24 protein-coding genes and 1 pseudogene are annotated in these 26,428 nt (G+C 64.3%); 10 read left to right on the top strand and 15 right to left on the bottom strand.

Annotated elements, in window-relative coordinates:
* Window positions 1-2 precede the first annotated feature (2 nt).
* Both WDM24_RS13165 and WDM24_RS13160 read left to right on the top strand, forming a co-directional pair.
* Window positions 3-905, top strand: a complete 903-nt coding sequence (locus WDM24_RS13165) for an alpha/beta hydrolase (RefSeq protein WP_338831532.1) — start codon at window positions 3-5, stop codon at window positions 903-905.
* Between the two features lie 72 nt (window positions 906-977).
* A complete protein-coding gene (locus tag WDM24_RS13160) occupies window positions 978-1,244 on the top strand; it encodes a hypothetical protein (protein WP_338831531.1) in 267 nt (88 codons plus the stop codon).
* 96 nt (window positions 1,245-1,340) lie between these two features.
* Here WDM24_RS13160 and WDM24_RS13155 read toward each other — a convergent pair whose 3' ends face one another.
* Window positions 1,341-1,748 carry a GFA family protein gene (locus WDM24_RS13155; protein WP_338831530.1) on the bottom strand — a complete coding sequence of 136 codons (408 nt, stop codon included), beginning with the start codon at window positions 1,746-1,748 and terminating at the stop codon, window positions 1,341-1,343.
* Window positions 1,749-1,964: 216 nt separating this feature from the next.
* On the opposite strand from WDM24_RS13155, the gene WDM24_RS13150 reads away from it, so the two are divergent.
* The 4 genes from WDM24_RS13150 to WDM24_RS13135 all read left to right on the top strand — a co-directional run bounded on the left by WDM24_RS13150 (window position 1,965) and on the right by WDM24_RS13135 (window position 4,673).
* A complete protein-coding gene (locus WDM24_RS13150; RefSeq protein WP_338831529.1) occupies window positions 1,965-2,918 on the top strand; it encodes a metallophosphoesterase family protein in 954 nt (317 codons plus the stop codon).
* A 12-nt stretch (window positions 2,919-2,930) separates the two neighbouring features.
* Window positions 2,931-3,254 carry a cupredoxin domain-containing protein gene (locus tag WDM24_RS13145; protein ID WP_166203713.1) on the top strand — a complete coding sequence of 108 codons (324 nt, stop codon included), beginning with the start codon at window positions 2,931-2,933 and terminating at the stop codon, window positions 3,252-3,254.
* A 94-nt stretch (window positions 3,255-3,348) separates the two neighbouring features.
* Window positions 3,349-3,906, top strand: a complete 558-nt coding sequence (locus tag WDM24_RS13140) for a sigma-70 family RNA polymerase sigma factor (RefSeq protein ID WP_338698423.1) — start codon at window positions 3,349-3,351, stop codon at window positions 3,904-3,906.
* Window positions 3,903-4,673, top strand: a complete 771-nt coding sequence (locus tag WDM24_RS13135; RefSeq protein WP_338831528.1) for an anti-sigma factor — start codon at window positions 3,903-3,905, stop codon at window positions 4,671-4,673. The genes WDM24_RS13140 and WDM24_RS13135 overlap by 4 nt, the downstream gene beginning before the upstream one ends.
* A gap of 119 nt (window positions 4,674-4,792) precedes the next feature.
* Here the strand turns inward: WDM24_RS13135 and hpnO are convergent, their stop codons facing one another.
* On the bottom strand, window positions 4,793-6,184 hold the full coding sequence (gene hpnO / locus WDM24_RS13130) for an aminobacteriohopanetriol synthase HpnO (protein ID WP_029082129.1): 1,392 nt from the start codon (window positions 6,182-6,184) through the stop codon (window positions 4,793-4,795).
* Window positions 6,185-6,286: 102 nt separating this feature from the next.
* On the opposite strand from hpnO, the gene WDM24_RS13125 reads away from it, so the two are divergent.
* A complete protein-coding gene (locus tag WDM24_RS13125; protein ID WP_166293583.1) occupies window positions 6,287-6,931 on the top strand; it encodes a DUF2147 domain-containing protein in 645 nt (214 codons plus the stop codon).
* Window positions 6,932-7,103: 172 nt separating this feature from the next.
* Here the strand turns inward: WDM24_RS13125 and WDM24_RS13120 are convergent, their stop codons facing one another.
* A complete protein-coding gene (locus WDM24_RS13120; RefSeq protein WP_166293581.1) occupies window positions 7,104-9,719 on the bottom strand; it encodes an MMPL family transporter in 2,616 nt (871 codons plus the stop codon).
* A gap of 452 nt (window positions 9,720-10,171) precedes the next feature.
* On the opposite strand from WDM24_RS13120, the gene ispH reads away from it, so the two are divergent.
* Together ispH and hpnH are read left to right on the top strand one after the other, a co-directional pair.
* Entirely contained in the window at window positions 10,172-11,098 is a 927-nt protein-coding gene (gene ispH, locus WDM24_RS13115; protein WP_338831527.1) for a 4-hydroxy-3-methylbut-2-enyl diphosphate reductase, read from the top strand.
* A gap of 45 nt (window positions 11,099-11,143) precedes the next feature.
* The gene (gene hpnH / locus WDM24_RS13110; protein WP_166293577.1) at window positions 11,144-12,304 is read left to right on the top strand and encodes an adenosyl-hopene transferase HpnH; all 1,161 of its coding nucleotides are present in this window, start codon (window positions 11,144-11,146) and stop codon (window positions 12,302-12,304) included.
* A 60-nt stretch (window positions 12,305-12,364) separates the two neighbouring features.
* On the opposite strand, the gene WDM24_RS13105 is transcribed toward hpnH, so the two are convergent.
* From WDM24_RS13105 to WDM24_RS13055, 11 genes and pseudogenes are all read right to left on the bottom strand, one after another.
* Window positions 12,365-13,267 (bottom strand): Rossmann-like and DUF2520 domain-containing protein, encoded by a 903-nt coding sequence (locus WDM24_RS13105; protein ID WP_338831526.1) that lies wholly within the window; start codon window positions 13,265-13,267, stop codon window positions 12,365-12,367.
* Window positions 13,264-14,106, bottom strand: coding sequence for a class II aldolase/adducin family protein (locus tag WDM24_RS13100; RefSeq protein WP_338831525.1), 843 nt, complete (start codon window positions 14,104-14,106; stop codon window positions 13,264-13,266). Before WDM24_RS13100 ends, WDM24_RS13105 begins: the two co-directional genes overlap by 4 nt.
* A gap of 14 nt (window positions 14,107-14,120) precedes the next feature.
* Window positions 14,121-15,227 (bottom strand): acyl-CoA dehydrogenase family protein, encoded by a 1,107-nt coding sequence (locus WDM24_RS13095; protein ID WP_338832382.1) that lies wholly within the window; start codon window positions 15,225-15,227, stop codon window positions 14,121-14,123.
* 108 nt (window positions 15,228-15,335) lie between these two features.
* A pseudogene (locus WDM24_RS13090) lies at window positions 15,336-15,808 on the bottom strand (acyl-CoA dehydrogenase); the annotation flags it as partial.
* On the bottom strand, window positions 15,805-16,449 hold the full coding sequence (locus tag WDM24_RS13085; RefSeq protein WP_166293570.1) for a TetR/AcrR family transcriptional regulator: 645 nt from the start codon (window positions 16,447-16,449) through the stop codon (window positions 15,805-15,807). The pseudogene WDM24_RS13090 and the gene WDM24_RS13085, both read right to left, overlap by 4 nt.
* A 340-nt stretch (window positions 16,450-16,789) precedes the next feature.
* On the bottom strand, window positions 16,790-17,449 hold the full coding sequence (locus tag WDM24_RS13080; protein ID WP_338832381.1) for a phosphorylase: 660 nt from the start codon (window positions 17,447-17,449) through the stop codon (window positions 16,790-16,792).
* A gap of 71 nt (window positions 17,450-17,520) precedes the next feature.
* Window positions 17,521-19,482 (bottom strand): squalene--hopene cyclase, encoded by a 1,962-nt coding sequence (gene shc, locus WDM24_RS13075; RefSeq protein ID WP_338831523.1) that lies wholly within the window; start codon window positions 19,480-19,482, stop codon window positions 17,521-17,523.
* A gap of 66 nt (window positions 19,483-19,548) precedes the next feature.
* Window positions 19,549-20,799: a hydroxysqualene dehydroxylase HpnE gene (gene hpnE, locus WDM24_RS13070; protein ID WP_338831522.1), complete on the bottom strand. Its 1,251-nt coding sequence runs from the start codon at window positions 20,797-20,799 to the stop codon at window positions 19,549-19,551.
* Window positions 20,799-21,635: a presqualene diphosphate synthase HpnD gene (gene hpnD, locus WDM24_RS13065; protein ID WP_029082140.1), complete on the bottom strand. Its 837-nt coding sequence runs from the start codon at window positions 21,633-21,635 to the stop codon at window positions 20,799-20,801. The genes hpnE and hpnD overlap by 1 nt, the downstream gene beginning before the upstream one ends.
* Complete coding sequence (gene hpnC / locus WDM24_RS13060; RefSeq protein ID WP_166297720.1) at window positions 21,632-22,510, bottom strand: squalene synthase HpnC; 879 nt, start codon at window positions 22,508-22,510, stop codon at window positions 21,632-21,634. Before hpnC ends, hpnD begins: the two co-directional genes overlap by 4 nt.
* Window positions 22,511-22,713: 203 nt before the next feature.
* Window positions 22,714-22,950: a hypothetical protein gene (locus WDM24_RS13055; protein ID WP_166297722.1), complete on the bottom strand. Its 237-nt coding sequence runs from the start codon at window positions 22,948-22,950 to the stop codon at window positions 22,714-22,716.
* A gap of 404 nt (window positions 22,951-23,354) precedes the next feature.
* Here WDM24_RS13055 and WDM24_RS13050 point away from each other — a divergent pair, with 404 nt between their 5' ends.
* The gene (locus tag WDM24_RS13050) at window positions 23,355-23,858 is read left to right on the top strand and encodes a hypothetical protein (protein WP_029082143.1); all 504 of its coding nucleotides are present in this window, start codon (window positions 23,355-23,357) and stop codon (window positions 23,856-23,858) included.
* A 93-nt stretch (window positions 23,859-23,951) separates the two neighbouring features.
* Here the strand turns inward: WDM24_RS13050 and WDM24_RS13045 are convergent, their stop codons facing one another.
* Entirely contained in the window at window positions 23,952-26,336 is a 2,385-nt protein-coding gene (locus tag WDM24_RS13045; RefSeq protein WP_338698393.1) for an efflux RND transporter permease subunit, read from the bottom strand.
* Between the last annotated feature and the right edge of the window lie 92 nt (window positions 26,337-26,428).

Raw genomic sequence — 26,428 nt, 5'->3', positions numbered from 1 at the left:
CGATGACGCAGCCGCAGCGAATTCTCGTTGGCGATGCCGGCACCGCGATCGCGGTGGCGCGATGGGGCGAGCCCGCTTCCGGCAAGCCGCCCGCGCTGCTGCTGCACGGCACCGGCTTTGTCGCCGAGGTCTGGAGCGAGGTCGCCGAGGCGCTGGCCGCCGACCATACCGTCTATGCGCTCGACCGCCGCGGCCATGGCCTGAGCCACAAACCGGCGGCCGATTGCTACCACTTCCAGGATTTCGCCGAAGACATCTGCATGGTGGTCGAACGCCTCGGCCTGCATAACATCTACGGCATCGGCCACAGCGCCGGCGCGACCGACCTGCTGCTCGCAACGAAGCTGATGCCGGACCGCTTCGCGCGGCTGTTCGTGACGGAGCCGACCGTGATGGACCCGCACGCGCGACGGACCGGTGGCTTGAGCGAGATGTCGAGCGCGTCCGTGCAGGGCGCGCTGCGCCGCCGGGCCGAGTTCGACAGCGCGGATGCGCTGTTCCAGCGGCTGCGCACCGCGCCCGCGTTCGCGCCATGGACCGAGCGATCGCTTTGGGCCTATGTCCATCACGGGTTTGCAAAACTCGACGACGGCCGCGTGCGGCTGCGCTGCACGCCCGAGATCGAGTCCGCGCTGCTGCTGCCGATCGTCCAGGCGATGGAACAGATCTACACCGGCGATGCCCGCGGCAATCCATTCCCGTGGCTCTCCGAGATCACCTGCCCGGTCTGCATCGCCACCACCGAGCAGTCAGGATCGGTCTACAAGCTGATGGCCGACCGAGCCGCGGCGCTGCTCCCGCACGCGAGCCGCTGGACGTTCGACGGCGTCGGGCATTGCGTCGCGCAGGAAGCGCCGGCGCTGAAGGTTGCGGCGGTCAGAACGTTTGCAAGACGCGCGGAGTAGGTCAAAAAGAAAAACGCCGTCCCCTGGCGGGGACGGCGGAAGCCAACTCACGCAGTACTGGAACGGTTACTAGTGCTTGCCGTGGTGCTCGGCGTGATGCCGGCTCGCCTCGGTGTGGTGATGCTGGGCATGGCTGGCGTGACCATGGGCGCTGTGGGCGTGATGCGCCGCCTTGTGGTGGTCGCCGGCCTCGTGGTGCTTGGCTGCCTCGCGGTGATGACGCGCCGCGTGCTCGTGATGCTCAGCTGCCTTGTGGTGATGCTCAACGCCTGCGTGGTCGCTCATGATGCTCTCCCGATGTGGCGAATGAAGTCCGGCATCATTACGCAGCAGCGCTGACATTATGCTGACGGCTGCAAGACAGCTTTGTTGCGGCCGTTCATCTATGTTGCGCAACATGTCCATGCTGCGGCGCGCATCATCGCCGGTCGCCGGTCATGTCGGCGGCGGAAAGCGGTCGAAGGTCGGCAGCTCATGCGCATCTTCCATCCAGCGCAGCCGCTCGGCGACCTGGATATGCACGACGGCCGGCACCGCGCCGGGGTCATCATAGGTGCCGCTTTGAATGTCGATGAACCCGGGCAACATGTTGCCATTGGTGTAGAAAAGCCCGGTACCGCAATCCGCGCAGAAGTGCCGCCGGCCATGCTCCGAGGATTGGTAGATCCTGGGCTGCCCCTTGGTCAGCTTGACCATGTCCTCGGCGACCATCACCCAGCCGACCATCGGCGCGCCGGCATGACGCCGGCAATCGCTGCAATGACACAGCGCATGGACGATCGGTTCCCCGGTCACCTCATAACGAATCGCGCCGCAGTGACAGCCGCCGGTCACGTCGCCCATGGTTTCCTCCGGCCGATCAGTGGTTTGATGGGTCGATAGCGCCGCAAGCCGTTGGGCGGCAATGGCGCATCTTGCCCTTGCGTCCACCTGTCGCGCGGACCCTCACGAAATCGTCATCGCGTCCCGACGCACCGCCGCAGTCCCGGGAATAAAGCCCCGGCACCGCTGATCACCTACCCGGAAACCCAATCCCTGGGGCCCACGGGAGACAATGTCATGAGCGGACACGATCACGATCACCACGATGAGGAAAAGGGCGTCAGCCGACGCAAGGTGCTGGAATGCATGACCTGGGCCGGCACCGGCGTGCTGTGGACTGTCACCGGCGGCGTGCCGCATTCGCTCGGCATCGTCGGCTCGGCACAGGCCGCGGAGGCTGCGACGGGCATGACCTTCATGCAGATCAGCGACAGCCATGTCGGCTTCGATAAGCCGGCCAACCCGAATGCGATCGGCACCCTGGAAGAGGCCATCAACAAGGTCCGCGCGATGCAGGTCAAGCCGTCCTTCATGATCCACACCGGCGACATCACGCATCTGTCGAAGGCGTCCGAATTCGATGACGCCGATCGCATCATCTCGCAGGCCAAGCTCGACGTACATTACGTGCCGGGCGAGCACGACTTCATCGACGAGGAGGTCAAGCTCTACAAGGAGCGCTACGGCCGCGGCACCAAGGGTCCGGGCTACTATTCGTTCGATGCCGGCGGCGTGCATTTCATCGGCCTTGTCAACGTCGTCGATCTCAAGGGCGGCGGCCTCGGCAATCTCGGCAACGAGCAGCTGGAATGGCTGGAGAACGACCTCAAGGGCCGTTCGAAGTCGACGCCGATCGTGCTGTTCGCCCACATCCCGCTGTGGACGGTCTATCCGCAATGGGGCTGGGGCACCGAGGATGGCGCCCGCGCGCTCGAATACGTCAAGGGCTTCGGCTCGGTCACCGTGCTCAACGGCCACATCCACCAGGTGATGCAGAAGGTCGAGGGCAACGTCACCTTCCACACCGCGCGCTCGACCGCCTTCCCGCAGCCGGCGCCCGGTTCCGCGCCCTCGCCCGGCCCGATGAAGGTCGAGGATGCCAAGCTGCGCAGCATGCTCGGCGTCGCCAGCATCAACTTCAAGCAGAACAGCCAGCCGCTGGCCATCATCGACACGCCGCTGCAGGGTTGAGGGAAGAGAGCGATGAGTTCGATCAATCGACGCGACTTCGGTATAGCCGTGGTCGCGACCATGCTGCTGCCGGTCACGGCGGCCCGCGCCGAAGACACCGCGGTCCACATCGACAACTTTTCGTTCACGCCGAACCCGCTCGACGTGAAGGTCGGCACCACCGTGACCTGGACCAACCGCGACGACATCCCGCACACCGTGGTGTGTGCGGGCAAATTCCGCTCCAAGACCATGGATACCGACGGCACCTTCTCGTTCACCTTCACGGAAGCCGGTGAGTACAAGTATTTCTGCTCGCTGCATCCGCACATGACAGGCAGTATCAAGGTTGGGTAACGTGACCAGCCATACAATCACAGCCATGCCCGGCCGGTGGCCCTCCGCCCCCGGCCGGGTACAAGCCGTCTCTCGAGATGCCGGGCAGGACACGATGGTTGTCAAAGCGTCGCAAGACGATCCCGAGAAGGCACGGCGCTTCCGCGAGGCGGCGCTGCCGTATCTCGACGACGCCTATACGCTGGCGCGCTACCTGCTGCGCGATGCCGCCGACGCCGAAGATGCGGTGCAGGAATGCTATCTGCGCGCCTACAAGCATTTCGACAGCTACCGGGGACCTGCCATGAAGCCGTGGCTGTTCGCGATCCTGCGCAATGTCTGCCGCGCCGAATATGCAAGGCGCAAGACCGCCCCCACCGCGGTCGAGGAGCTGCCCGAAGGCGGCGAGCAGACCCCGCTGTGGAGCGAAGCTCCGGAGACACCGGAAAAGCAGCTGCTGCGCCGTTTCGACGGCGATACCGTGCGCAAGCTGGTCGCGGCGCTCGCCGAGCCGTTTCGCGAGACCTTTGTGCTCAGGGAAATCCAGAATCTTTCATACCGCGAGATCGCCGATGTCGCCGCGGTGCCGGTCGGCACCGTGATGTCGCGCCTCGCGCGCGCCCGCGCCATGCTGCGATCGGCCTGGCTTGCGGAACAGGAGCAAGTGAAATGACCTGCGAGGAAGCCGAAGTGCTGGTCCACGCGCTGATCGATGGCGAACTCGACGCCGGCCATGCACGCGAAGTGGAAGCCCATATCGAGGGTTGCGCGCATTGCGCCGTCCTGATGAAGGAGTATCAGGAGATCCGCCAGGCGATCGCCGAGAGCGACGTGCGCTACAAGGCGCCGCTCGAGCTGCGCCGCAAGATCGAGAAGGCATTGCCGCAGCCGCAGGTGCAGGCGGCGCCGAGCCGGCGCTCGGTGCTGCGCGGCTTCGCTCTCGGCTCCGCGGTATCGGCGATGGCCGCGACCGGCCTTGTCGCGGTCGTGCTGCGCAATGACGACGAGCAGCGCATCGAGAGCGAGGTGGTGTCGGCGCATCTGCGCTCGCTGCAGGCCGGCCACCTCACCGACGTGATCTCGACCGATCAGCACACGGTCAAGCCCTGGTTCAATGGCAAGCTCGACGTCTCGCCACCGGTGATCGACCTCACCGCGCAGGGCTTCACCCTGATCGGCGGCCGGCTCGACTACGTCAACACCCGCGAGATCGGCGCCGTGGTCTACAAGCGGCGCCAGCACGTCATCAACCTGTTCGTGGCGCAGACCGCGAACACCGAACGGCACCCGGCGAAGATCTCGACGTTGCAAGGCTTCAACATCCGCCGCTGGAGCGACCGCGGCCTGAACTACTGGGCGGTCAGCGACCTCGGCGCCGACGAGCTGACCGAATTCGGCGACAAGTTCGAGAGCGCGATGCGCGCCAACAAGGAGGGATGATTTGTAGGGTGGACTAGCGGGAGGCGTAATCCACCAAATTTCTCGCGCGCGATGCCGGGTTACGGCTTCGCCTAACCCGCCCTACGCAGCTCGCAATGACCGATGAGTCAGCTTCAGGCTTACGCCGACTTGCGCACCGCGTTGTCGACCAGCGTTTTGCCGAGCGACCAGATCGCGCCGGGCACCTTGTGGCTGCCGGCGATCACCTCGTCGAACGACTTCTCGATCCAGGCGCAATCCTGTTCGGTGATCACGAGCGGCGGCAACAGCTTGATGGTGTGGAGGCCGTGGCCCGCGACCTGGGTCAGGATCTTGTGATCCTTGAACAGCGGCACCGTGATGAGCTGGCAGAACAGGCCCTTGTTGGCGGTCTCCAGCAGATTCCACGATGCCTTCAGGCGCAGCGATTTCGGCGGCCCGAACTCGACGCCGATCATCAGGCCCTTGCCGCGGACTTCCTTCATCAATTCGTAGCCCGGCACCATGCGGGTCAGCGCCAGGCGGAGCTCGGCGCCGCGCTTGGCGGCGTTCTCGACGAGCTTCTCGGCCTTGATGACGTCGAGCGTGGCGATGCCGGCGGCCATCGCCAGATCGTTCTTCGCGAAGGTCGAACCGTGCACGACCGCGCGGTCCATCTGGTTGAAGATCTTGTCGAAGATGTTCTTGCGCGTCAGCAGCGCGCCGATCGGCACGTGACCACCGGAGAGCGCCTTCGCCAGCAACACCATGTCGGGCTCGATGCCCCAGTGCTCGACCGCGAGGAACTTTCCGGTGCGGCCGATGCCGGTCTGGATCTCGTCGGCGATGAACAGCGTGCCGTATTTGCGGCACAGCGCCAGCGCGCCGGGCAGGAACTCGTCAGTGGGCATGTTGACGCCCTTGCCCTGGATCGGCTCGACGATGAACGCGCCGACCTGGCGCGATGACAGCGCTTTCTCCAGCGCCTCGAGATCGTTGTAGGGTATCGGGGTGCAGCCCGGCAGCAGCGGCTCGAAGCCGCTGCGGAAATTCGAATCATCGGTCAGCGACAGCGCGCCGTAGGACAGGCCATGGAACGAATGCCCGCAATAGACGATGCCGGGACGGCCGGTGGCGCCGCGCGCGAACTTGATCGCGGCTTCGACGGTTTCGGCGCCGGAATTAGCAAAAAACACCTTGTCCAGATATGGAACATATTCCAGAAGCCGTTCCGCGAGCACGCCGGCGAGCGTGGAGACGTCGAGCTGCACCAGATTCGGCAGATCGGCGTCGAGCACGCTCTTCAGCGCCTTGCGCAGGTCCGGATGATTACGACCGATCGCAAAAACGCCAAATCCGCTCAATAGATCTAGGTAACGAGCCCCCTGACGATCGAAGAGGTATTGGCCTTGCCCCTTCTGGAAGCCGACGTCGTAGCCGATGGTCTTGAGGACGCGAACGAGCTGCTCGTTGAGGTGACGCGTGTGCATGGCACCGCGCTGCCCCTCCCGCTCCACAAAAATCTCGGAAACGTCTAAATTGGAACTTACCATTCGTTACATACGTCGGTTGATGGCCATCTCGTCAACTTAAAACGCTCGCTCGCGGCGTTTTGACCCCCGCTCGGATCGTCCAGTTAAGCACAGGTTTGGACCATGTTGCACTGCCCAAGAACTTTCGCGCGTACAATAGCCTTTTCAGGTTTATTTTTGGCCACCGTATTATCACCGGCACTTGCTGCGGACCCAACCGGCGACTGGAAGGTCGCAGACGGTGTCGCAACCATCCGCGTCGCCCAGTGTAATGGCAACATGTGGGGTGCGGTGTCCTGGGAAAAAACCCCCGGCGGCAAGGATAAGAACAATCCTGATCCCGCGAAGCAGAGCCGGCCGACACTCGGCATGCCGATCCTGATCGACATGAAGAAGAAGGCCGGCGTCGATGCGTGGGAAGGTCAGGTCTACAACGCCAAGGATGGCCAGCTCTACAGCTCGACCATCAAGCCCGTCGGCACCGATCAGCTCGAGATCCAGGGCTGCGTGCTCGGCTTCCTGTGCGGCGGCGAGACCTGGACCCGCGTCAGTCCGCCGATCCCGGTCAGCGTCGCCGGCAACCCTGCTGCGAAGGGCGCCCTGCCCAAAACGGCAGCACCGCAGACTCCGAAAACCACCGGCGTCGTGGCGCCTGCCACCAAGCCGGCTCAAAAGCAGGCGGTCAACCCGCCAGCCAACGCCAATGCGTCGGCCGACCTCGTGGGCGATATCTGCCTGCTCCCGGACATCGCAAAGCCGACGCGTTAACGAAGGCGCGCTGACCACACCGTGAAGCGGTGTGGTCGCGCGCGAGAGCACAGGTCGCTTCTCGCGCGCGCCGGGACGACCGGCTCGCTCCGTCCTGAATTCAGGCCTCGGCGGCGCTTGCCACCGAAGCCTGATCGAAAGCGGACCGCCAGGGCGTCAGATGACGAAGACGTCAGGTGACGTCGTTGGCGATATCCTCCTCCTTGCCGACCTCGCGCGGCTTGCCCATCAGCGCCGGCTGGAACAGCAACACCGCCGCGAGCGTGGTGACCAGCGATAGCGCAAGCAGCTTGCCCATGCTCGCGGTGCCGGGATGGCTGGACAGCCACAGGCTGCCGAACGCGGTCGCCGTGGTCAGCGCGCTGAAAAAGATCGCGCGCGTCAGGCTCGACTGCAGCAGATTCGTTCTGCCCTGGCGCCACGCCGTGACATAGTAGATCTTGAACGCCACGCCGACGCCGAGCAGCAGCGGCAGCGCGACGATGTTGGCGAAGTTGAGCGGCAGCCCGATCAGCACGCAGATCTCCAGCGTGACGATGCCGGCGACCAGGAGCGGCACCAGCGTCAGCAGCACGTCGACGACACGGCGCAATGCCAGCCACAGCAGCACGCTGATCGCCACAAGCGCCAGAATGCCGGCGTGAATGAAGGCGTCCACGACGACATCGCCAGATTTAAGAATTGAAATCGGTCCACCGATCGCGGTCGGCTCGGCAACGAGCACAGCGTCGGCAAAGCGGCGCAGATTGTCGTTGTCGTTCGGATCGCCCTTCGGCTCCGCCTCGACGCGCATCAGGCCATCCTTGGTCTTCCAGCTCGCGACCAGTTCCGGCGGCAGGTTCTGCAGCGTGACGGTCTGGGCCTGCAGCGTGTTCTTGAGCTGGTCGAACACGATCCTCATCGGCGCGACGAACACCTCCTGCGCCTTGTCGCGGGTCGCCTGGTTCGAATCGGCAAGCTTCTGCAGCGCGTCGGCCAGCCGGCGCGCCGCAACCGCACCCGGCCCCTTGTTGTCGCCGGCGGTCCTGCGCAGGCTGTCGACCGAGCTCTTTAGCGACTCGACATTCTCCTGATCTGACGGCGCCGGATCGACCGAGTCGGGGTTGAGCGCGGGGCCGAGCGTCTTGGCCGCCTGCGCGATCAGCTTCAGCTTGGCTGGCTGGTCGTCCGGCACGAAACTGTCGAGCGACATCACGCGCGACACTTCCGGCAGCTTCTCGAGCTTGGCCTCGATCTTCTTGGCGTCGGCTTCCGAGCGCGTCATCACATTGATGGCGTTGGCGCCGGTGTTCGGATCCTTGCGCAGGTCGAGGAAGGTCGCGATCGATTCCACCTTCGCACTGCGCAGGTTGATCGGATTGAAGTCGAACTTCATCCAGTGGAGCAGCGGCAGACCGGCGACGGAGATCAAGATCGTGCCGACGATGATCGGGATGCGGTGCTTCTCCAGGAAGTGGTCGAGGGGCGCCAGGAAGGCATAGCCAACCGGCTCCTTCTCGCCGGGCGGGTTGAGCAGATCGAGCAGCGCCGGCAGCACCGTGATGCTGGTGAGGAATGCGATCAACATGCCGGCGCCGGCGATCTTGCCGAGCTCGGAGATGCCCCTGTAGTCGGTCGGCAGGAAACAGAGGAAGCCGGCGGCGGTGGCCATCGCCGCAAGCGACAGCGGCACCGCCGAGCGGCGCGCCGCGTTCTCAAGTGCCAGCGTGAGATTATCGTTCTTGAAGCGCTCGGAGCGGTAGCGAACGCTGAACTGGATGCCGAAGTCGACGCCGAGACCGATGAACAGGACCGCGAAGGCAATCGAGAGCAGGTTCAGCGATCCGACCATCATCAAGCCGACCGCCGTGGTGAGCGCAAGGCCGATGAACAGGTTCACGAACACGGCGAAGATGATCTTGCCGGAATGCAGCGCCAGCCAGAGGATGACCAGCACGATCACCACGGTGCCGATGCCGTTGGTGATCGCGCCGTCCTGCACGGTGGCGTACTCCTCGTTGGCGATCGGCACGGGTCCGGTCAGGCGGACGCGCGCGTGATATTCGGTCGGGAATTTCAGATCGGCGGCCGCCTGCCGGATCGCGTCGGTTGCGGCCTTGCCCGGCTCCAGCGCCGAATAGTCGATGATCGGCTTGACCTCGATGAAGGCGCGCTTGTCCGAATCGGTCAGCGGCGTGTCGCTGGTGAGTTCGCGCCAGGAGAAGGTCGCGTTGCCCTTGGCGAGGACGGTCTCGATGGTCTGGGAGATCAGGTTGAAGGGCGGAGCGGCATTGTCGAGCTTGACCTGCCCGCGCTTGACGCCAGCAAGGCCGGTCTCGAGCGCGCCGGTCAGCCCGCGAATCGAAGGATCGCCCGCCATGATCTCGATCAGCGGCGCGGCCGATCCGAGCTGTCCGGTGACCTTGCCGACCTCTTCGGTGGGCAGGAACAGCAAGCCGTTCTTCTCGAAGAACTCGCCGGAGCCGAGCGCGGTGATCGCCTCGAAGTTCTTCTTGTCGGCCTGCAGCTTCGCGGTGAGCGCCTTCGCGGCCGAGCTGGTCAGCTCCGGCGTCGCGGCCTCGACCACGGCCAGGATCAGCCGCTCGCGATCAAACGCCTCCTCGAACTGGTTGTCGCGCTTGCGCCAATCCAGATCGGGCGAGATCAGCTTGTTGATGTCGGTGTTGATCGAGAAGTTGCGGGCCGTATAGAAGCCGGCGCCGATCGACAGCAGCACAGCAAGGATCACAACCGGAAGGGCAAAACGCGTACAGGTTCGAACAACGGAGACGACAATATTTGTCAGCACTTCGTTTCTTTCTAATCTCGGGGAAGCATGGCCGAAAACGCTCGCTCTGTAGCGGAGTTCCCGGGACCGATCTAATGTTGTTTTGGTTACTTTCCTCGACGCGATGGCGAGGAGGTTCCAAACGACAGGGAACGGCCACGAGTGGCCGGTATAAACCGCATCAGAGGGCGATAAAGTGACGAACAAGTGAGGGGGACGGAGGGTCGCAGGGCCCGGAATCCACACCATATTACCTCATACACCCCTCCTGGTTGACCGCCCACCCGCGTGAGGCGCTACCTTTTTGCCACAAAAGCCTGTATTTCCATGCGCTTGGGGCACGGATCCCGTGCAGGACCTGTGTTGGTGCGGACATTGCAACTGACGTTGCGGCGTCCGACGTGTGGAGTGCGTTGCCGAAACGGCCGCAGGGCATTGAATGAGATTGGTGCAATTTGCGTAGCGAAAGTCCGATGGAAGTTTTTCTTGCTCAGCCGCGCGGCTTCTGTGCGGGCGTGGTGCGCGCGATCGAGATCGTCGAACGCGCGCTGCAGAAGTATGGCCCGCCGGTCTATGTCCGCCACGAGATCGTTCACAACAAATACGTGGTCGAAAGCCTGAAGAAGAAGGGCGCGATCTTCGTCGAGGACCTGTCGGAAGTGCCGGCCAAAGCCGTGACCGTCTTCAGCGCCCATGGCGTGGCGAGGAGCGTCGAGCAGGAGGCCGCCGAGCGCGACCTGCCCGTGCTCAATGCCACCTGCCCGCTTGTGACGAAGGTCCACAACCAGGGCAAACGCTATATCTCGAAGGGCTGCGCCCTGATCCTGATCGGGCATGCCGGCCACCCCGAGGTCGAGGGCACCATGGGGCAGGTTCCAGGGCCGGTCCTGCTGGTCCAGAGCGTCCAGGATGTGGCAGAACTGAGGCTGCCGACCGACGCCCCGGTCGCCTACATCACCCAGACCACGTTGTCCGTGGACGACACCAGGGACATAATCGCGGCCCTTCAGGCAAAATTTACAGATATTCAAGGCCCGGACATCAGGGATATCTGCTATGCGACACAGAACCGCCAATCTGCGGTAAGGGACCTAAGCAAGCTGGTGGACGTCATTTTGGTGGTGGGGGCCGCCAATAGTTCCAACTCGAACAGGCTTCGCGAAATCGGCACCGAGGTTGGCGTCGCGAGTTATCTGATTGCCGATGGGAGCGAGCTCAACCCGGATTGGCTGAAGGATGCGAAGGCCGTCGGCATCACCGCGGGCGCTTCAGCGCCCGAAGTTTTGGTCGACGATGTGATCGAGGCCCTGCGGCGCATCGGACCGGTGTCGGTCTCGGTCGTTCCGGGCCGCGAAGAGAATATCGAATTCCGGCTGCCGGCCGAACTGACTGCGGGCTGATCTGAACCCACTTCCCTTTGATAAGTGCAGAAAGAAAATCGTCTAATGGCTATACCGTTCTTCAAGGAAATGCGTATCGGCGGCTATCTGATCAAGCAGAAGCTGCTTGGCCGCAAACGCTATCCGCTCGTGCTGATGCTGGAACCCCTGTTCCGTTGCAACCTCGCCTGCGTCGGCTGTGGCAAGATCGACTATCCGGATGCGATCCTCAATCGCCGCATGACTGCGCAGGAATGCTGGGACGCAGCCGATGAATGCGGCGCGCCGATGGTGGCAATTCCCGGCGGCGAGCCGCTGATCCACAAGGAGATCGGCGAGATCGTGCGCGGCCTCGTCGCGCGCAAGAAGTTCGTCTCGCTGTGCACCAACGCGCTGCTGCTCGAGAAGAAGCTCGATCTGTTCGAGCCGTCGCCCTACCTGTTCTTCTCGGTGCATCTCGACGGCCTGAAGGATCATCACGACAAGGCGGTGTCGCAGAAGGGCGTGTTCGATCGAGCCGTCTCCGCGATCAAGGCGGCGAAGGCGCGCGGCTTCACGGTCAACGTCAACGCCACCATCTTCGACGGCCATCCGGCCGAGGAGATCGCAAAGTTCCTCGACTTCACCACCGAGCTCGGCGTCGGCGTCTCGATGTCGCCGGGTTACGCCTATGAGCGTGCGCCCGACCAGGAGCACTTCCTGAACCGCACCAAGACCAAGAAGCTGTTCCGCGACGTCTTTGCGCTCGGCAAGGGCAAGAAGTGGAACTTCATGCATTCCGGCCTGTTCCTCGACTTCCTCGCCGGCAACCAGGAATACGAGTGCACGCCTTGGGGTATGCCGGCGCGCAACATCTTCGGCTGGCAGAAGCCCTGCTATCTGCTCGGTGAAGGCTACGCCAAGACCTTCAAGGAGCTGATGGACACCACCGATTGGGAGACCTACGGCACCGGCAAGTATGAGAAGTGCGCCGACTGCATGGCGCATTGCGGCTACGAGCCGACCGCGGCGACCGCTGCGATCAACAATCCGCTGAAGGCGATGTGGGTGGCACTGCGCGGCATCAGAACGACCGGCCCGATGGCGCCCGAGATCGACATGTCGAAGCAGCGTCCGGCGCAGTACATCTTCGCCGAGCAGGTCCAGAAGAAGCTCTCGGATATCCGCCGCGACGAGGCCGCGGCTGCCGCCGCCAAGCAGCAGCAGAAGGCTTCCACCGCCGCCTAAGGCTTTGTGTGAGCAGAATGATGAAAGGCCTCGGTTCAGCGAACCGGGGCCTTTTTTCGATCAGGAGACGGCCTGCTCTTCCCGGCTACTCCGTCGAAGCACCTTCTCGATCTCTGCCGCGCGCGGTGCGCTGAGTGTGCCGCGCTCGATCCCGAGCGGGACATTGCGCAAGGCCAGTTCGCGATACAGCGCGCCCGAGGGAGGAAAGCGCTCGTCCAGGGCTCGGAGGTGCTTGAGGATCGTTCCAACGTCGCCGCGCGCCACGCAGCCGCCCATGCCGTTGGCGAGGCCACCGTCGAGAACCGCCGCGACCGTCCCGCGCAACAGCGGCATCATCGCACGCAGCGCGTCGGCCTCGCTGGCGCCAAAGCTCTTCCAGAGCTCGACGCCCTCCTTGAGCAGCGCGATGAGGAACGGACCGACATAATAGGCCGAAGCATGATAGAGCGCCCGCACGCCGGCCGGCAGCGCCAACGGTTCGCAGCCGATGCTGACAGCGAGATGTTCGAGGTCGCGCCTGAAGTCGGGTTCTGCCTCGATGCCGACGGTGCATCCGCGCAATCCCTCGAGCGCGACGTCGGGATTTGCAAACATCTGCATTGGATGAAATCCGCCGGTTGCTGCGCCCGCGGCTTTCGCATGATCGAGCGCCGTCAGCTCGGTCGCGCCGCTGCAATGGACCACGCGGTGACGCGGCTCCCAGTGCAAATCGCGGCAGACCGGCAGGATCGCGTCATCGCTCACCGTCAGGAAAACCATATCGCAGCTGTCCACGACCTGCTGCGCGTGCGTCATCGACCGCGCCGACGGCACGCGGGATCCGAGCTGCTGCGCGGCATCACGGCCGCGGTTGTAGAAGGCCGCAACGTTCAGATCCGCGCCGGCGAACGCCGGCGCGAGCGTTTGCGCGACGCGGCCGGCGCCGATGAAGCCGATCCGCAGCGCTGCCAGCGACGTGCTCATTGCGCATAGCTCCCGTCGATGCGGTCGAGCCGGCGCCGCAACGCCGGCCATTCCAGCAGGCCGTAACCGGCCTGCAGATTTTGCGCTGTTTCATTCAACACCGGATTGGTGTCGCGCTCGTTGTCGAGCGTGATCTCGGTGCCGGCGAAGCAGGTCACCGTGTTGTCGATCGCGAGTTCGGTCGGCGCGTGCAGCGGCCGGCCGCAGCCAAGCGCATCGACCTGGATCCGGCACGCCTGCTCCAGCCAGTAGATCGCGTTGAACGCCTGCTGAATCGTGTTGCCGCAGACCAAGAGGCCATGATTGCGCAACACCAGTACGTTGTTGCCGCCGAGATCGGCGACGACCCGATCGCATTCGTCGCGATCGATCGCCGGCCCCTCAAAATCGTGATAGCCGATCCGCCCGTGAAACCGCATCGCCGTCTGCGACAGTGGAAGCAGCCCCTCGGCCAACGCGCTGACCGCCGTGCCCGCCCTGGTGTGGGTATGCAGGACGCACTTCACGTCGGGCCGCGCGCGATGGATCGGGGCATGCAGATAGAAACCGGCGACGTTGACGTTGTAGCCGTGGTCGGGCTGCAGCAGGGTGCGGCCCTCGATGTCGATCTTGACGAGGCTCGACGCCGTGATTTCCTCGTACAGCATGCCGTAGGGATTGATCAGGTACTGATCGTCATGCCCCGGGATTTGCGCGCTGATGTGGTTGTAGATCAGGTCGGTCATTCCATAGAGCGCGACCAGACGGTAGCACGCCGCGAGATCGACCCGTGTCGCCCATTCCTCTTCGCCCACAACGGCCCTGATGTCGTTGACGGCACAAACTTCGCTCTGACGCATGTGACTGGGCTTCCCTAGTGACGGATGACGGAGGCGCGCGCGACGATACGGCTGAGGCCGTCCGACGATGGCAGCGCGCCGAACACGTGCGCGCCGTCTGCGCCAAGCCTGGATTGCACGAACAGATCGGCGGCAGCGGCGTCGCCATGCCGCAGCATCTCGGCAGCCTGCAACGCATGCGCCATGCGGGTGACCAGCGCCCGCGCATGCCCGTCGTCCGGATAGCGCGCACACAGTCGATCGGCGAGATCGTCCGTGCTCCTGTCATAGGTCGGGTTGAGGCCCCTGCTCGCGCGCAGTTCGTCGACGAATGCATCGCGGCAGTTTGCATCGCGTTGCATGGCCCGCAGCACGTCCATGCACATCATGTTCGAGGTGCCTTCCCAGATCGAGTTCAGCGGCGCCTCGCGATAGAGCCGCGCCATCGGGTTCTCCATGATGAAGCCGTTGCCGCCATGCACCTGCAAGCACTCGTAGGTGAACGAAGGGGCGCGCTGGCAATTCCAGAACTTCATCACTGGAGTGGCGACCCGCGCCAGCAGCCGTTCGTGCTCGCTGGTTTGCAGGCCATCGGTCGCACGCGCGACCCGGAATGCGCCAAGCATCGCCGCCTCGCTCTCGAGCGCGAGGTCGGCGAGCACGTTGCGCTGCATCGGAAGCTCGGCCATCGGCTTGCCGAACGCTGTTCGCGTTTGCGCGTGGTTCAAGGCCAGGCTCAACGCCTGCCGCATCAGGCCGGCGGAGCCGACCGCGAAGTCCAGCCTAGTCAGATGCGCATGCGAAAGGATTTCCCGGATGCCGCGCCCTTCTTCACCGACCAGGATCGACCAGGTGTCGTGATATTCGATCTCGCTCGACGCGTTCGAGCGGTTGCCGCACTTGTCCTTCAGGCGCTGGATGTGCACGCGGTTGGCGCTGCCATCCGGCAGCAGGCGCGGCACGAACAGGCAGCTGACACCGGATTGGGTCTGCGCCAGCGTGTAGAACCCGTCGGCGACCGGCACCGAGAAAAACCATTTATGGCCGGTGATCGCATAGATCTCGCCGTGCGCGCCGCGCTCGACGAAGCGCGCGGTGGTCTGAGTTTCACGCAGATCGGAGCCGCCCTGCTTCTCGGTCATCGCGTAGCCGATGACTGCCGCGCGCTTCTCCTCGATCGGGAGCCGCCGCGGATCGTAGTCGGCACCCAGCGTGCGTTCCCGCCACAGGCTGAACTGCGGCTTGCCGGAAAATCCGGCGATCGCGGCGTAAGCCATTCCCGTGGGGCAACCGACGCCGTTCTCGATCTGATTCCAGAGATAGCTCAGCGCCGCGCGGGCCAAATGTCCATGCGGTTCGCGCGTCGACCAGGCGAGGCTATGGACCTCGCTCTGGAACGCCAGCGCCATCAATTGATGCCAGGCCGGATGAAATTCGACCCAGTCGTTTCGGTTGCCATACCGGTCATGGGTCAAGAGTTTTGTTTGTGCTCGTTGGCAAGCCTCGCCGCTTCCTGCACGGGTTCGCAGCCGGCATGGGCTCCGAGCGTAGAGAGCTTATCCTTTGCCCACGGCGTGAACTTTGCGATCAGGCCGCTCAACGCGCGATCATCGTCGAACGCGTTGAAGCCTGTCGCCGGCCGCGCCTGATTGCGGACTTCGTGGGTCGCAAACGAACTGGCTTTCGTTGCCGCGACGGCAACCGGCTGGACACGCGCATTCATGCGGAGACTCTCGATACAGGGGTCAATTCAGGCGTGGCGTGGCGAAACAGCATGCGGGCGGAAAGCCCTGCGATCGATTGTGCGATCGCCTTGGCCGCGTCGGAATCGGGAGCCGCTTCGGGCGCCAGAGGACCAACCAGCGCCTCCATGAAAGCGCCGGTCACGCAGGACGCCGCGACGTTGGCGTCGATCTCGACGAATTCACCGCTGGCGATGCCGCGCCGGACCAGCCGTGCGATCTGATCGGCCAGTGCCGCGCGGTATTTCAGGCGCGCCGCGTCGATCTCGGGTTCACAGGGTTCGGCGATCAGCGCGTAGGCCAGACGGCGGCCGCGCATCGCGCGGACCGAGAAGGTGTAGATCGCGTCCACCAGACACTGCGACGCAGATCCTTCGGCCTCGACGATGGCGGCGACCACGGCCACCTCGCGCTCCGAAACGAGCCCCAGCACCTGCGCGTAGAGGTCCGCCTTGGAGTCGAAGTAGCGGTACACGCTGCCGGTGGCCACGCCGGCCCGTGAGGCGATCAGGGCGATCTGGGCATCCTTCCAGCCACTCAACGCCACCGCCTCCTTGGCGGCATCCAGGATCCGCGCCTTGGTTTCGACGAGTTGATTGAGGCGAACCGCAGCGATTGCCATAATGAACCTTAATTCATGAATAGAGGATCATAATTCATAGTCGATCGAATGCCAGTGCTTGTCAAGCATTCGGCGGAGCCTTGAGGTCGCAGCACAGCACCAGGCGCCCCGGAGGCCGCCGGGCGTGGCCGGTGGAGACCAGCGCCACGCCCTGAGGCGGCGGGAACGGGAACAGCGGGATCCCTACCCGGCTGGACAAGTCCGCGCCAAGCAACGCGCGGAGCCGGACGGCGCGGCATCAAGCCGGCTCATGAGCGACCAAAACAAAAGGCCCGATCGCGATGCGACCGGGCCTTTTTTTGAAAGTGTATCTCGGCGTCAGCGCCTCGCCGGTGGCCTGTCAGGCCTCCACCGGCACCAGCGCGTCGTTGCCGAGCAGGAAGCCGCGGCAGCTGCGCAGCGAGCGCAGCGCGCGGTTGAAGTCGATACCGGTCGACACCAGCGCCCGCAGCGTGCGCGGATTGCGCGCAATGCCGCTCAGCACCTTGCGCAGGTCGATGTCGCCGTTCGGCTTCACCGCGGATTTCGCAAGCTCGGGCAGCGCCCGGTGCGCGGGATCGCTGATCACGCGCAGCGCGGCGAACGGAATGCCTGCCTTTGCGGCATAGGCTGCCGCGATATGGCTCTCCATATCGACCGCAGCCGCGCCCGTAATCGAGCGCAGGGCGGCCTTGCAGGCCTTCGCCGCAATCACCTCTTCCACGCCAGCGAGGCCGCCACGGACGATCCTGCGGCGCTTCAGCGCGGCGCTGGCGATCATCTCCTCGTTCAGCGCGGATGCCGCCAGAAAACGGGTATCGCCGGCCATCACTTCGGTCGCGACCACCACATCGCCGGATTTGAGCGACGGGTCGAGCCCGCCGGCCACGCCGAACGAGATCACGCCGCGGAACGTCGTCGGATCCAACGTCGCCAGCAATGCACGCAGCTGCTGCGGATCGCTCGAACTGCAGATCACGATCATGCCGGGCCCTGCCGCGATGCGGGCCTCCTGCACCAATCCAGTCACAATCAATACCGGCCGAGGATCAATTCTATTGCCCACGGTCTCGGCGGCCCCCGCCTCAACAATCACATCCCGACCCCTACCACCCTGCTATTGGTGCTTCTCAAATTCCGATACCGCGCCAGCGCCCAGAGCGGAAAGAACTTCGAGTAGCCATGATATCGCAAGTAAAATACCCGCGGAAACCCCGTAGCGGTGTATCGCTGCTCGTCCCACAGCCCTTTTTCCGTCTGTGTTGCCTTTAGGTACTCCACCCCCCGCGCAACTGCGGGATTTTCGACCTCTCCGGCCGCCATCAATCCAAGCAAAGCCCATGCCGTTTGCGAGGAAGTCGATGGCGCAGCTTCATAACCCTTGTAATCCAGCCGGTAACTGACGGCGTCCTCGCCCCAGCCACCGTCCTGATTCTGGACCGACGCCAGCCAGTCGACCGCGTTGCGAATCATCGGGTCGTTGCGATCGATCCCTGCGACATTTAGCGCTGAGAGCACCGACCAGGTGCCGTAGACGTAATTCAGGCCCCAGCGGCCGTACCAGGAGCCCTCAGGCAGCTGGGTGCGGCGCAGATAGGCGATGCCGTCGGCCATCGCCTTGCTGCTCTTGGCGGTCTCGCCGAGCTGGCCCAGCATCGAGATGCAGCGCGCAGTGACATCTTCGGTCGGCGGATCGAGCAACGCGCCGTGGTCGGAGAACGGGATGTTGTTGAGGTAATATTCGAGGTTGTTGGCATCGAACGCGGCCCAGCCGCCGTCGCGGCTCTGCAGCCCTTCGATCCACTCGCGGCCGCGCGCGATCGCCTCGTCATATTCCCTGGTCCCGCTGTGCCGCCGCACACGATCCATCGCCATCACGACCACAGCGGTGTCGTCGAGATCGGGATAGTGGTCGTTGTTGTACTGGAACGCCCAGCCGCCGGGACGGACGTCGGGCGCCTTGACCGCCCAATCGCCCTTCAGCTCCAGCACCTGGCGCGGCTTCAGCCAGTCGAGGCCCTGCTTGGCCTTGGCGAGGGTGTCCTCGCCGCCGGCTTCCTGCAGCGCATGGCAAGCCAGCGCGGTGTCCCACACCGGCGAGACGCAGGGCTGGCAATAGGCCTCGTCGTCGCCGATCACGAGCAGCTTGTCGATGCCACGGCGGGTGATGGCGCGCGGCGGGAAATTCTCGTCCTCGCCGAGCGCCTCATACATCATGACGATGTTGGCCATCGGCGGATAGATCGCGCCCATGCCGTCTTCGCCGTTCAACCGCTCTTCGGTGAAGGCGAGCGCGGCGTCGATGGCGCGCTGGCGCAGGCGCTTCGGAAACATCGGCTCGATCGCGCGCAGCACGGCGTCGAGAGAGCGGAACAGATAGAACCAGCCCGCGCTCTGATGCGGCGCCTTTGGCGCCATCCGGACCGACTTCGGATCTTCCAGGAACAGTTCGTCGATGCCGACGCCCTTCGGATTCTTCGCACGCGGCTTCAACGCAGCGAGCACCATCAGCGGCACCATGGTGGTGCGCGCCCAGTAGGAGATCTTGTTGATGTGGAACGGCGACCACATCGGCAGCAGCATGATCTCGATCGGCAGCACCGGCGTTGCGCGCCAGGTCACGACGCCATAGAGCGCGAGCAGGAAGCGCGTGAACACGTTGCTGCCCGAAGCCCCGCCGCGCGAACGGATCGCCTCGCGCGCCCGCACCATATGCGGCGCGTCGACGGAATCGCCGATCATCTTCAGCGCGAAGTACGATTTCACGCTGGCGCTCATGTCGAACGGGCCGTCGTGCACCAGCGGCCAGCCGCCATGCGCACCCTGGGTGCGGCGCAGATAGTTGGCGATCTTGGCCTCGAGCCCGGCGTCGACCCGCTCGGCAAGGTAGTGACGGAGCAGAACGTACTCGGCCGGAATGGTGCTGTCGGCCTCGAGCTCGAATACCCAGTGTCCGTCGGACTGGCGATAGCCGAGCAGCGCTTCGGTTGCCTTGGAGATGCGCTTCTCCAGCGCGACCGGATCGACTGCGACGCTGTGATCTCTCGAAAGCATTTCGCTCGATATCCTCTACATCGCGGGGCGGCTGATCGAAGGCCGCGGCCGCTTAACAGGTCGAATCTAGCGCCTGGCCAGAACCAGATCGGCGGCGCGATCCCCCGATCGCACCGATCCCTCGATGGTTGCCGGCAACCCGGTAGCAGTCCAGTCGCCCGCAAGGAACAGGTTTTTTTGCGCCGTCGCGGGCCCCGGACGCAGGGCATTCTGCTCCGGCGTCGCCTCGAATGTAGCGCGGCGCTCGCGCACGATCTGCCAAGGCGGCAGGTCACCGGACACGCCCGATGCCTTGCAGATATCCCGCCAGATCGCCTGCGCGAGCTCCTCGCGCGGCATGTCGACCAGGCGATCGCCATTGCTGATCGTCACCGACAGCCGTTGCGGGAAGGCGAACAGCCATTCCACGAGCCCGCCGACCACGCCAAGAATGGGCGCGGCATCGCGCGGCGGATCGATGCGGAAGTGCGCGTTCACGATGGCACGGAATTTGGTCGGCGTTTTCAGGCCGGGCAGCAGCGTGGCCGCAGCGCGCGGCGGCACCGCCAGCACGACGGCATCGCCGGCCGCCAGCGCGATCCTGTCGCCGCCGCCGAAGTCGAGCTCGCCGACGCGATCACCCGACATGACCAGTGCACGCAATTCGTGACTGAACTGGACGCTGTTGCCCCGCTCCTGCAGCAGCTTCACGGCCGGCTCGATCAGGACCGAGCTCAGGCCGTCGCGAGCGATCAGCGGACGGCAGGCCTGCCCGCCCGCGAGCAGCGTCTCGCGCACGATGGCGCCGGCAAGCCCGGCCGAGCCCTCCGGCGGATCGACGTTCAGCGCAGCCAGCAGCAGCGGCTGCACCAGGCGATCGTACAGCGTGCCCTTGCAGGGAATGGTGTTGCCGACCAGCGCCCCGGTGCCGGCCCAGGCCAGCGGCGCCAATGCGAGATAATCGCGCAGGGTAGTGTCCGGGACGCGGCGCGCCTCGTCGAACACCCACAGCGGCAAGCGGGAGTCGCCAAGGTCGAGCTGCCAGCGCTGGCCGCCGGCAAGATCGACGAACGGAAACTGCGCGCGCGCGGGTCCCACGAGACCGGCCTCGGTGCCGATCGAGCGTGCGTAGCTCAACGCATGGCGGTTGCCCGACAGCAAGAGATGGTTGCCGTTGTCGATAGTCAGATTGGTAGCGGCGTCGAAATAGGAACGGCAGCGGCCACCGGCCTGCTGCGTCGCCTCGTGGACGCACACTTTGTAGCCGCCATTGGCAAGCCGCATGGCCGCGGAGAGGCCGGAAATGCCGGCGCCGATGATATGAACTGTCTTTTGCATCAGATGATCGCGTAACGAAGAAGAATGCCGATCTTGGCCGCCTTGGACACACGCACCGGCGCACGCGGGGCAGTGAAGCCGCGCGCGATCAGGAGATCGAGGATCGCGCGGTAGTACTTCGACATGATGCGCGGCGCGCGCACCGCGCGGCGCGAATTGCGCTTCATGATCTCGTCGGACTTCTGGAAATGCATCTTGGCGCGCTCGGCGAGCGGCGCGCACACTTTCGGCAGCGCGCGGTCGGCGGTGACGCGGGCCGGATCGTTATTGGTGATGCCGGCGTGCCAGAGCCATTCGCGCGGCAGATAGAGGCGGCCGAGGCCGGCATCCTCGTCGATGTCGCGCAGGATGTTGGTGAGCTGCAGCGCGCGGCCGAGGTGATAGGCGAGCTCGATGCCGTCGTCCTCGGGCAGGCCGAACACGCGCACCGACAGCCGGCCGACCGCGCTCGCAACGCGATCGCAATACAGGTCGAGCATCGCGAGATCCGGCGCGCGGATATCCTGCGGCACGTCCATCTCCATGCCGTCGACGATCGCGACGAAATCCTCGCGCTTGAGCCCGAAGGTCTTCACCGAGGCCACGTAATCCTTCAGCCGCTCCGGCGGATGCCCCGCATAGAGCGCGTCGATGTCGTCGCGCCACTGCTGCAGCGCGGCTAGCCGCTCCGGCCGCGGGCCGTCGGAATCGGCGATGTCGTCGACCTGCCGGCAGAAGCTGTAGATCTGGAACATCGCCTCGCGCTGCGCGCGCGGCAGGACGCGCATCGCGGCATAGAACGAGCTGCCCGATGCGGTGCTTCCGTAATTTGCGTTGGCCGCCGCCTCGACACTCATGCGCCCGCCGCCGTCCTTGAGACCGCACGCCGTCCGATCGCGCGCCGGGCGGTCTCGCCAGCGACGCCGCCAAGGCTCTGCAGCAGCAGTTCGACCGGGCCGAGATGCACGCGCTCGCTGAGCGGATCGCGCACCTTCAGCAGGTTGACGATCTTGTCGGCGAACGCCTGGATCACCGAGATCTCGAGCCCGAGCCTGAAGTCCTTCACCTCGGCGGCGAGCGACTTGCTCTCGTCGAGCAGCGCCGCGGTGCGCACCGCGAGCGCCTGCAGGCATCCGAGCAAGGCCGGCGGTGATTTCGCCTCGCCGAGCATCTCGACGGTCGCGCCCGCCGCGGCCAGCGCATCGCGCGGCAGGTAGACGCGGTTCAGATTCCTGTAGTCCTTGCCGCAGTCCTGCAGGTGATTGTTGATCTGCAGGCCGGCGCAGAGCGCGTCCGATGCCGCCCAGGTCGAGATGTCCTCGCCGTGCACGTCGAGCATGAATCGCCCGACCGGCATCGCCGAGTAGCGGCAATAGTCGATCACATCATCCCAGTTTTCGTAGCGCAGCTTGGTGACATCGAGGCGAAACGCCACCAGCACGTCGAGCGCATGCCGCGGCGGCATTCCGCGCTCGGCAAGCGCCCGGCGCAGATTGACCGCCTCCCTCTGGGTATCGCCATTGCCGAGCAGCTCGGCCTCCATGAGGTCGAGGTAGCGCAGCTTCTCCTCGGCCGGCAGCGTCGCGTGATCGGCGATATCGTCGGCGGTGCGGACGAAGTTATAGAAGGCCAGGATCAGGCCGCGATGCCGCGGATGAATGATCCACGACGCGACTGGGAAATTCTCGTCGCGGTGGGTCTTTCCGGATCGCAGGTCGCTCGCGGTGGTCATGGGAAATTTGGGCTACACTGGTCATGGCACGACGCAGGCGCGAATGGTCAGGCGCATGCGGGGATTTGCGAGCCCCATATAGGGGAATACGCCACCAAAACCAATGCTATCTGTGACCGCCAGCATATCCGGCCCGTGGCCGGCAGGAATGCCGTTCACGGGCCTTGCGGCGGTCCAAGAGACCTGAAGCGGCCTTGAGGGCCTTATTGGCCGTGGGTCTTCAGCACCTGGTCGCAGGCCGCGCTGATCTTGGTGCGGTTCTGCTGCAGGCAGGCGAGAATGGTGAAATCGCCCTGATCGATCACGGAGCGGCAGTGACGCTGCACGTCGCGCGTGCAGGCCTTCTGCTCGTCGGGCGTGCCGCGCTGCTGCTGCTGGGCGGAGGCGCCGGATGAGAGCGGGATCGACAACAGGGCAAGTGCCAGGAGAAATTTACGCATCGTATTCCTTCATTTCCGACAGCAGAAAATCTGTTCCCGAAAAGCGGTTCGGCATGGCCGGGACGGATTTTGGGGATTGCAGACGCCACGTAACGCGGCAACGGATTGACGACAAGCACTGTTAAATGCGGCTAAATTTGCGGCGCTGTAAACCCCCGCATAAACTATTGATTCCAAACGACGATTTGTGCCATCACTTTGTCGCGTTTGGCAATTGCGGATCGCGCTTGCGCGTAGCTAGATGCCACACGAGCCGGAGGCTTCTGATTCTGTTCGATGACAATATCGGCGTCGCGCACGCCGTACTGTCGTTTGAACCTAACATTCTTCGGTGACACTAAACTTTCGATGCGGCGAGACGCTTTCTTGCGAAGGAAGCGCTGATTTTGATGGGAAAATTCACAATGACACTGTTTGGTTCCAGCCTTTCTGGGCAGGCTCTCAGGGCTGTGGGCGTCGGCGCCGCACTCATGCTGTCCGCCTCCGCAGTCCATGCCCAGGCCAGCGGCCCGTTCGCCGGTTTTGCCGGCTCCTGGAGCGGAACCGGCACGGTGGCGTTGTCCAACGGCACCACCGAACGCATTCGTTGCAAGGCGGATTACAAGGTCGCGCCCTCGGGCCTGAGCCTGAAGCAGAGCCTGCATTGCGCGAGCGACAGCTACAAATTCGACCTTTCCAGCGACGTCACCAGCCAGGGCGACCGGATCTCCGGCAATTGGAGCGAGGCCAGCCGCAATATCTTCGGCAATTTGCAGGGCACCGCCGGCGGCGGGCGGATCGACGTGTTCGTCGAGGCGTCCGGCTTTGCCGCAAACCTGAACCTGCAGACCAACGGCTCCAAGCAGGTCGTACAGATCGACTCCAAGGGTGAGATCCGCGGCGTCTCGATCACGATGACGAAGAGCTGACGCTCCCCGACCGATTTCTCCGGCGAACAAAAATGGCCCGGTTCCGAACACTCGGAACCGGGCCTTTTGTTGCGGCCTTTTATTGTCCGCCGATCAAGCCTTTTCGATCGGCGCCGGTTGCCCGCCCTTGCCGCGGAGCTTCTGCGACAGGTTGATCAGGAACATCGAGGTCGGCCGCAGGATGAAGAGGTCCGCGACCAGCGCTGCGACCATCGAGAACGCGCTGAGCCAGCCGAACAGGCGGAGCGACGGCAGGTCGGAGAACACGGTGACGACGAGGCCGCAGGCCAGCACCACCGTAGTGAGGATCAGTGCGGGGCCGACCAGCACGGTGGCGCGCTCCACCGCGAGCTCCGGCGAGACCCCCGGCTTGGTCTCGAGCCGCAACCGGTTGAGGAAGTGGATGGTGGCGCTGAGGCCGAGGCCGAACGACACCGTCAATGCCACCACGCTGGCGAATTGCAGCCCCTCCCCGAGCAGCCACAGCACGGTGCCTGACAGCACCACAGGGAAGATGCCGGGCAGGATGCAGGAGAACATCACCACGACCGAGCGGAATGCCAGCCCGATGAAAACCGCCACCAGCAGAAATTCGACGGTCAGGCCACGGTTCAATTTTTCGATCATGTTGGCGCTGTTGCGCGCGGCGATCACCGACAGGCCGGTGACTGCGATCTCGTAACCGGGATGCTCGGCGCGCACCTTGTCCAGCGAGCTATCAAGCTTGTTCACCACCGGAAGCAGCTCGCTCGAGTCAAGATCCGGGACCCGGCCGGACACCACGACCGCATCCTGATCCGCCGAGATGAAGCGGCGAACCAGATGCTCGGGAATCACGCCGACATATTCCTTCAGCGTCGCGACGTCATTGCTGCCTGCCTTTTCGGCGAGCCAGCGCCGCAAGGTTTCCAGCGACCAGACGTTGCCGACGCCCGCCGCAGTTTCGACCATCGCGTGGACGTCGGCGATCGTCTTCAAGGTCTCCGGCGAGTACAGCGATTGGCCCTTGGGGAATTCGATCAGCACATCGACCGGATTGGCGCCGGTCAGCTTGGCGTCGAGCCGGCTTGACGCCGCCACCGCCTGCCGCTTGTCCGGCACCTGATCGGCGAGCCGGTAGCGCGGTTCGAGATTGGCGTAGATGATGCCGAGGCCGCCGACGACGATCAGCGCGAGCAGGCTGAACAGCCCGGGACGGCCCACCATGCGTACCGCGATCCAGTAGCAGAAATTGCGCAGCGCCTGGACACCGGCGTCGGCGCCCTGGAATTTGACCGCAAACACTTTTTCGTTGCGTACCAGAAGCACTCCGAACGCAGGCACCAGCGAGAGCACCGCGATCAGCGCGATGATGGTAGCGGCGAGCCCGGCCTCGCCGAATTTGCGGATCAGTTCGGAATTCGAGAATTGCAGCGCGATGAACGAGATGCCGGCGGTGCCATGAGTAAGCACGCAAGCCGGACCGACCACCATCACCGCGTTCTTGAACGCGGTGTACTTGTCCTGGCCGGCGATCAGGCGGTCGCGTGCCGCAAACGTCAGCTGCATCGAGTCGGAGAAGCTGATCACCATGATGAGCGGCGTCATCACGTTCAGGAACATGTTGAGATTGAAGCCGGCCCAGCCGAGGCCGCCGAGCGCGAGCAGGATCGCAATGATCGGCGGGAACGCGGCGATCACCATGAACGATATCTTGCGGAAGAAGATGATGGCGATGATGCAGCCAGCCAGAATGCCGAGGATATTGTAGGTCAGCCCGTCGCGCTTGACCGCGTTGCGGATTTCGAGCTGCATGACCGGAACGCCGGAGAGCTGGGCGTTGAGCCCGCTACCGCTGAGATCATCGGCCATGATCTTTCTCATGTCCGCGACGACCTTGGAGAGCTTGTTGCTGCCGACAACCTCAGGCTCGAGCGACAACACGATCAGTGCGAGCGTTCCATCCTCGGACAGCAGCTTGCCGCGAATGATCTCGTTGGATTTGACGGTCTCGACGAATTTGTCGTAGGCGGCGCCTTGCGGCAGCTCGGACGGGAACAGGGCGGCCGGCAATTTGCCAGGCTCGGGCGCCTGGCGCGCCGAAAAAAGCGAGACCAGGCCGCGCACGCCCTCGACCAGCTGCAGGTCGGTGACCATGTCGCGGATCTTTTCGAGGTTCTCGCGCGCGAGGAGCGTCTTGCCCTCGACCACGACCAGCACGTCGAACTCGGTTGCCGGGAAGCGTTTGGTGACCGCTTCGTACTGCTTGTAGTCCTTGGAATTGGAACGGAACAACTGGCTGAGCGAGTCGTCGATCTTGATGCGCTCGATGCCGAAAACGGCCGCGACCATCAGCGCCAGCAGAATGATGACAGACAGGACCGGCGCCTTGATCGCGATCAGGCCGATACGCTCCAACCCGAATGCGATGCTAGTCCCCGGCCGCGGCTCCTCGATCTTCTCGACGTGGACCCGACTTTCGGAATTCTTTTCGAGCATGCCCTGTCCAGTTCTGAAGCGGCGCGATCTGTCTAGCTTGGGTTATAGGGCGCGAATGAGGCTCGCGAGCGCGACTGATCGGCGCTAGTCCT

The sequence above is a fragment of the Bradyrhizobium sp. 27S5 genome, assembly GCF_037217225.1.
GTDB classification, from domain to species: domain Bacteria; phylum Pseudomonadota; class Alphaproteobacteria; order Rhizobiales; family Xanthobacteraceae; genus Bradyrhizobium; species Bradyrhizobium septentrionale.
Note: the sequence above shows the minus strand (reverse complement) of the source record. Positions and strands in the feature narration are given on the sequence as shown.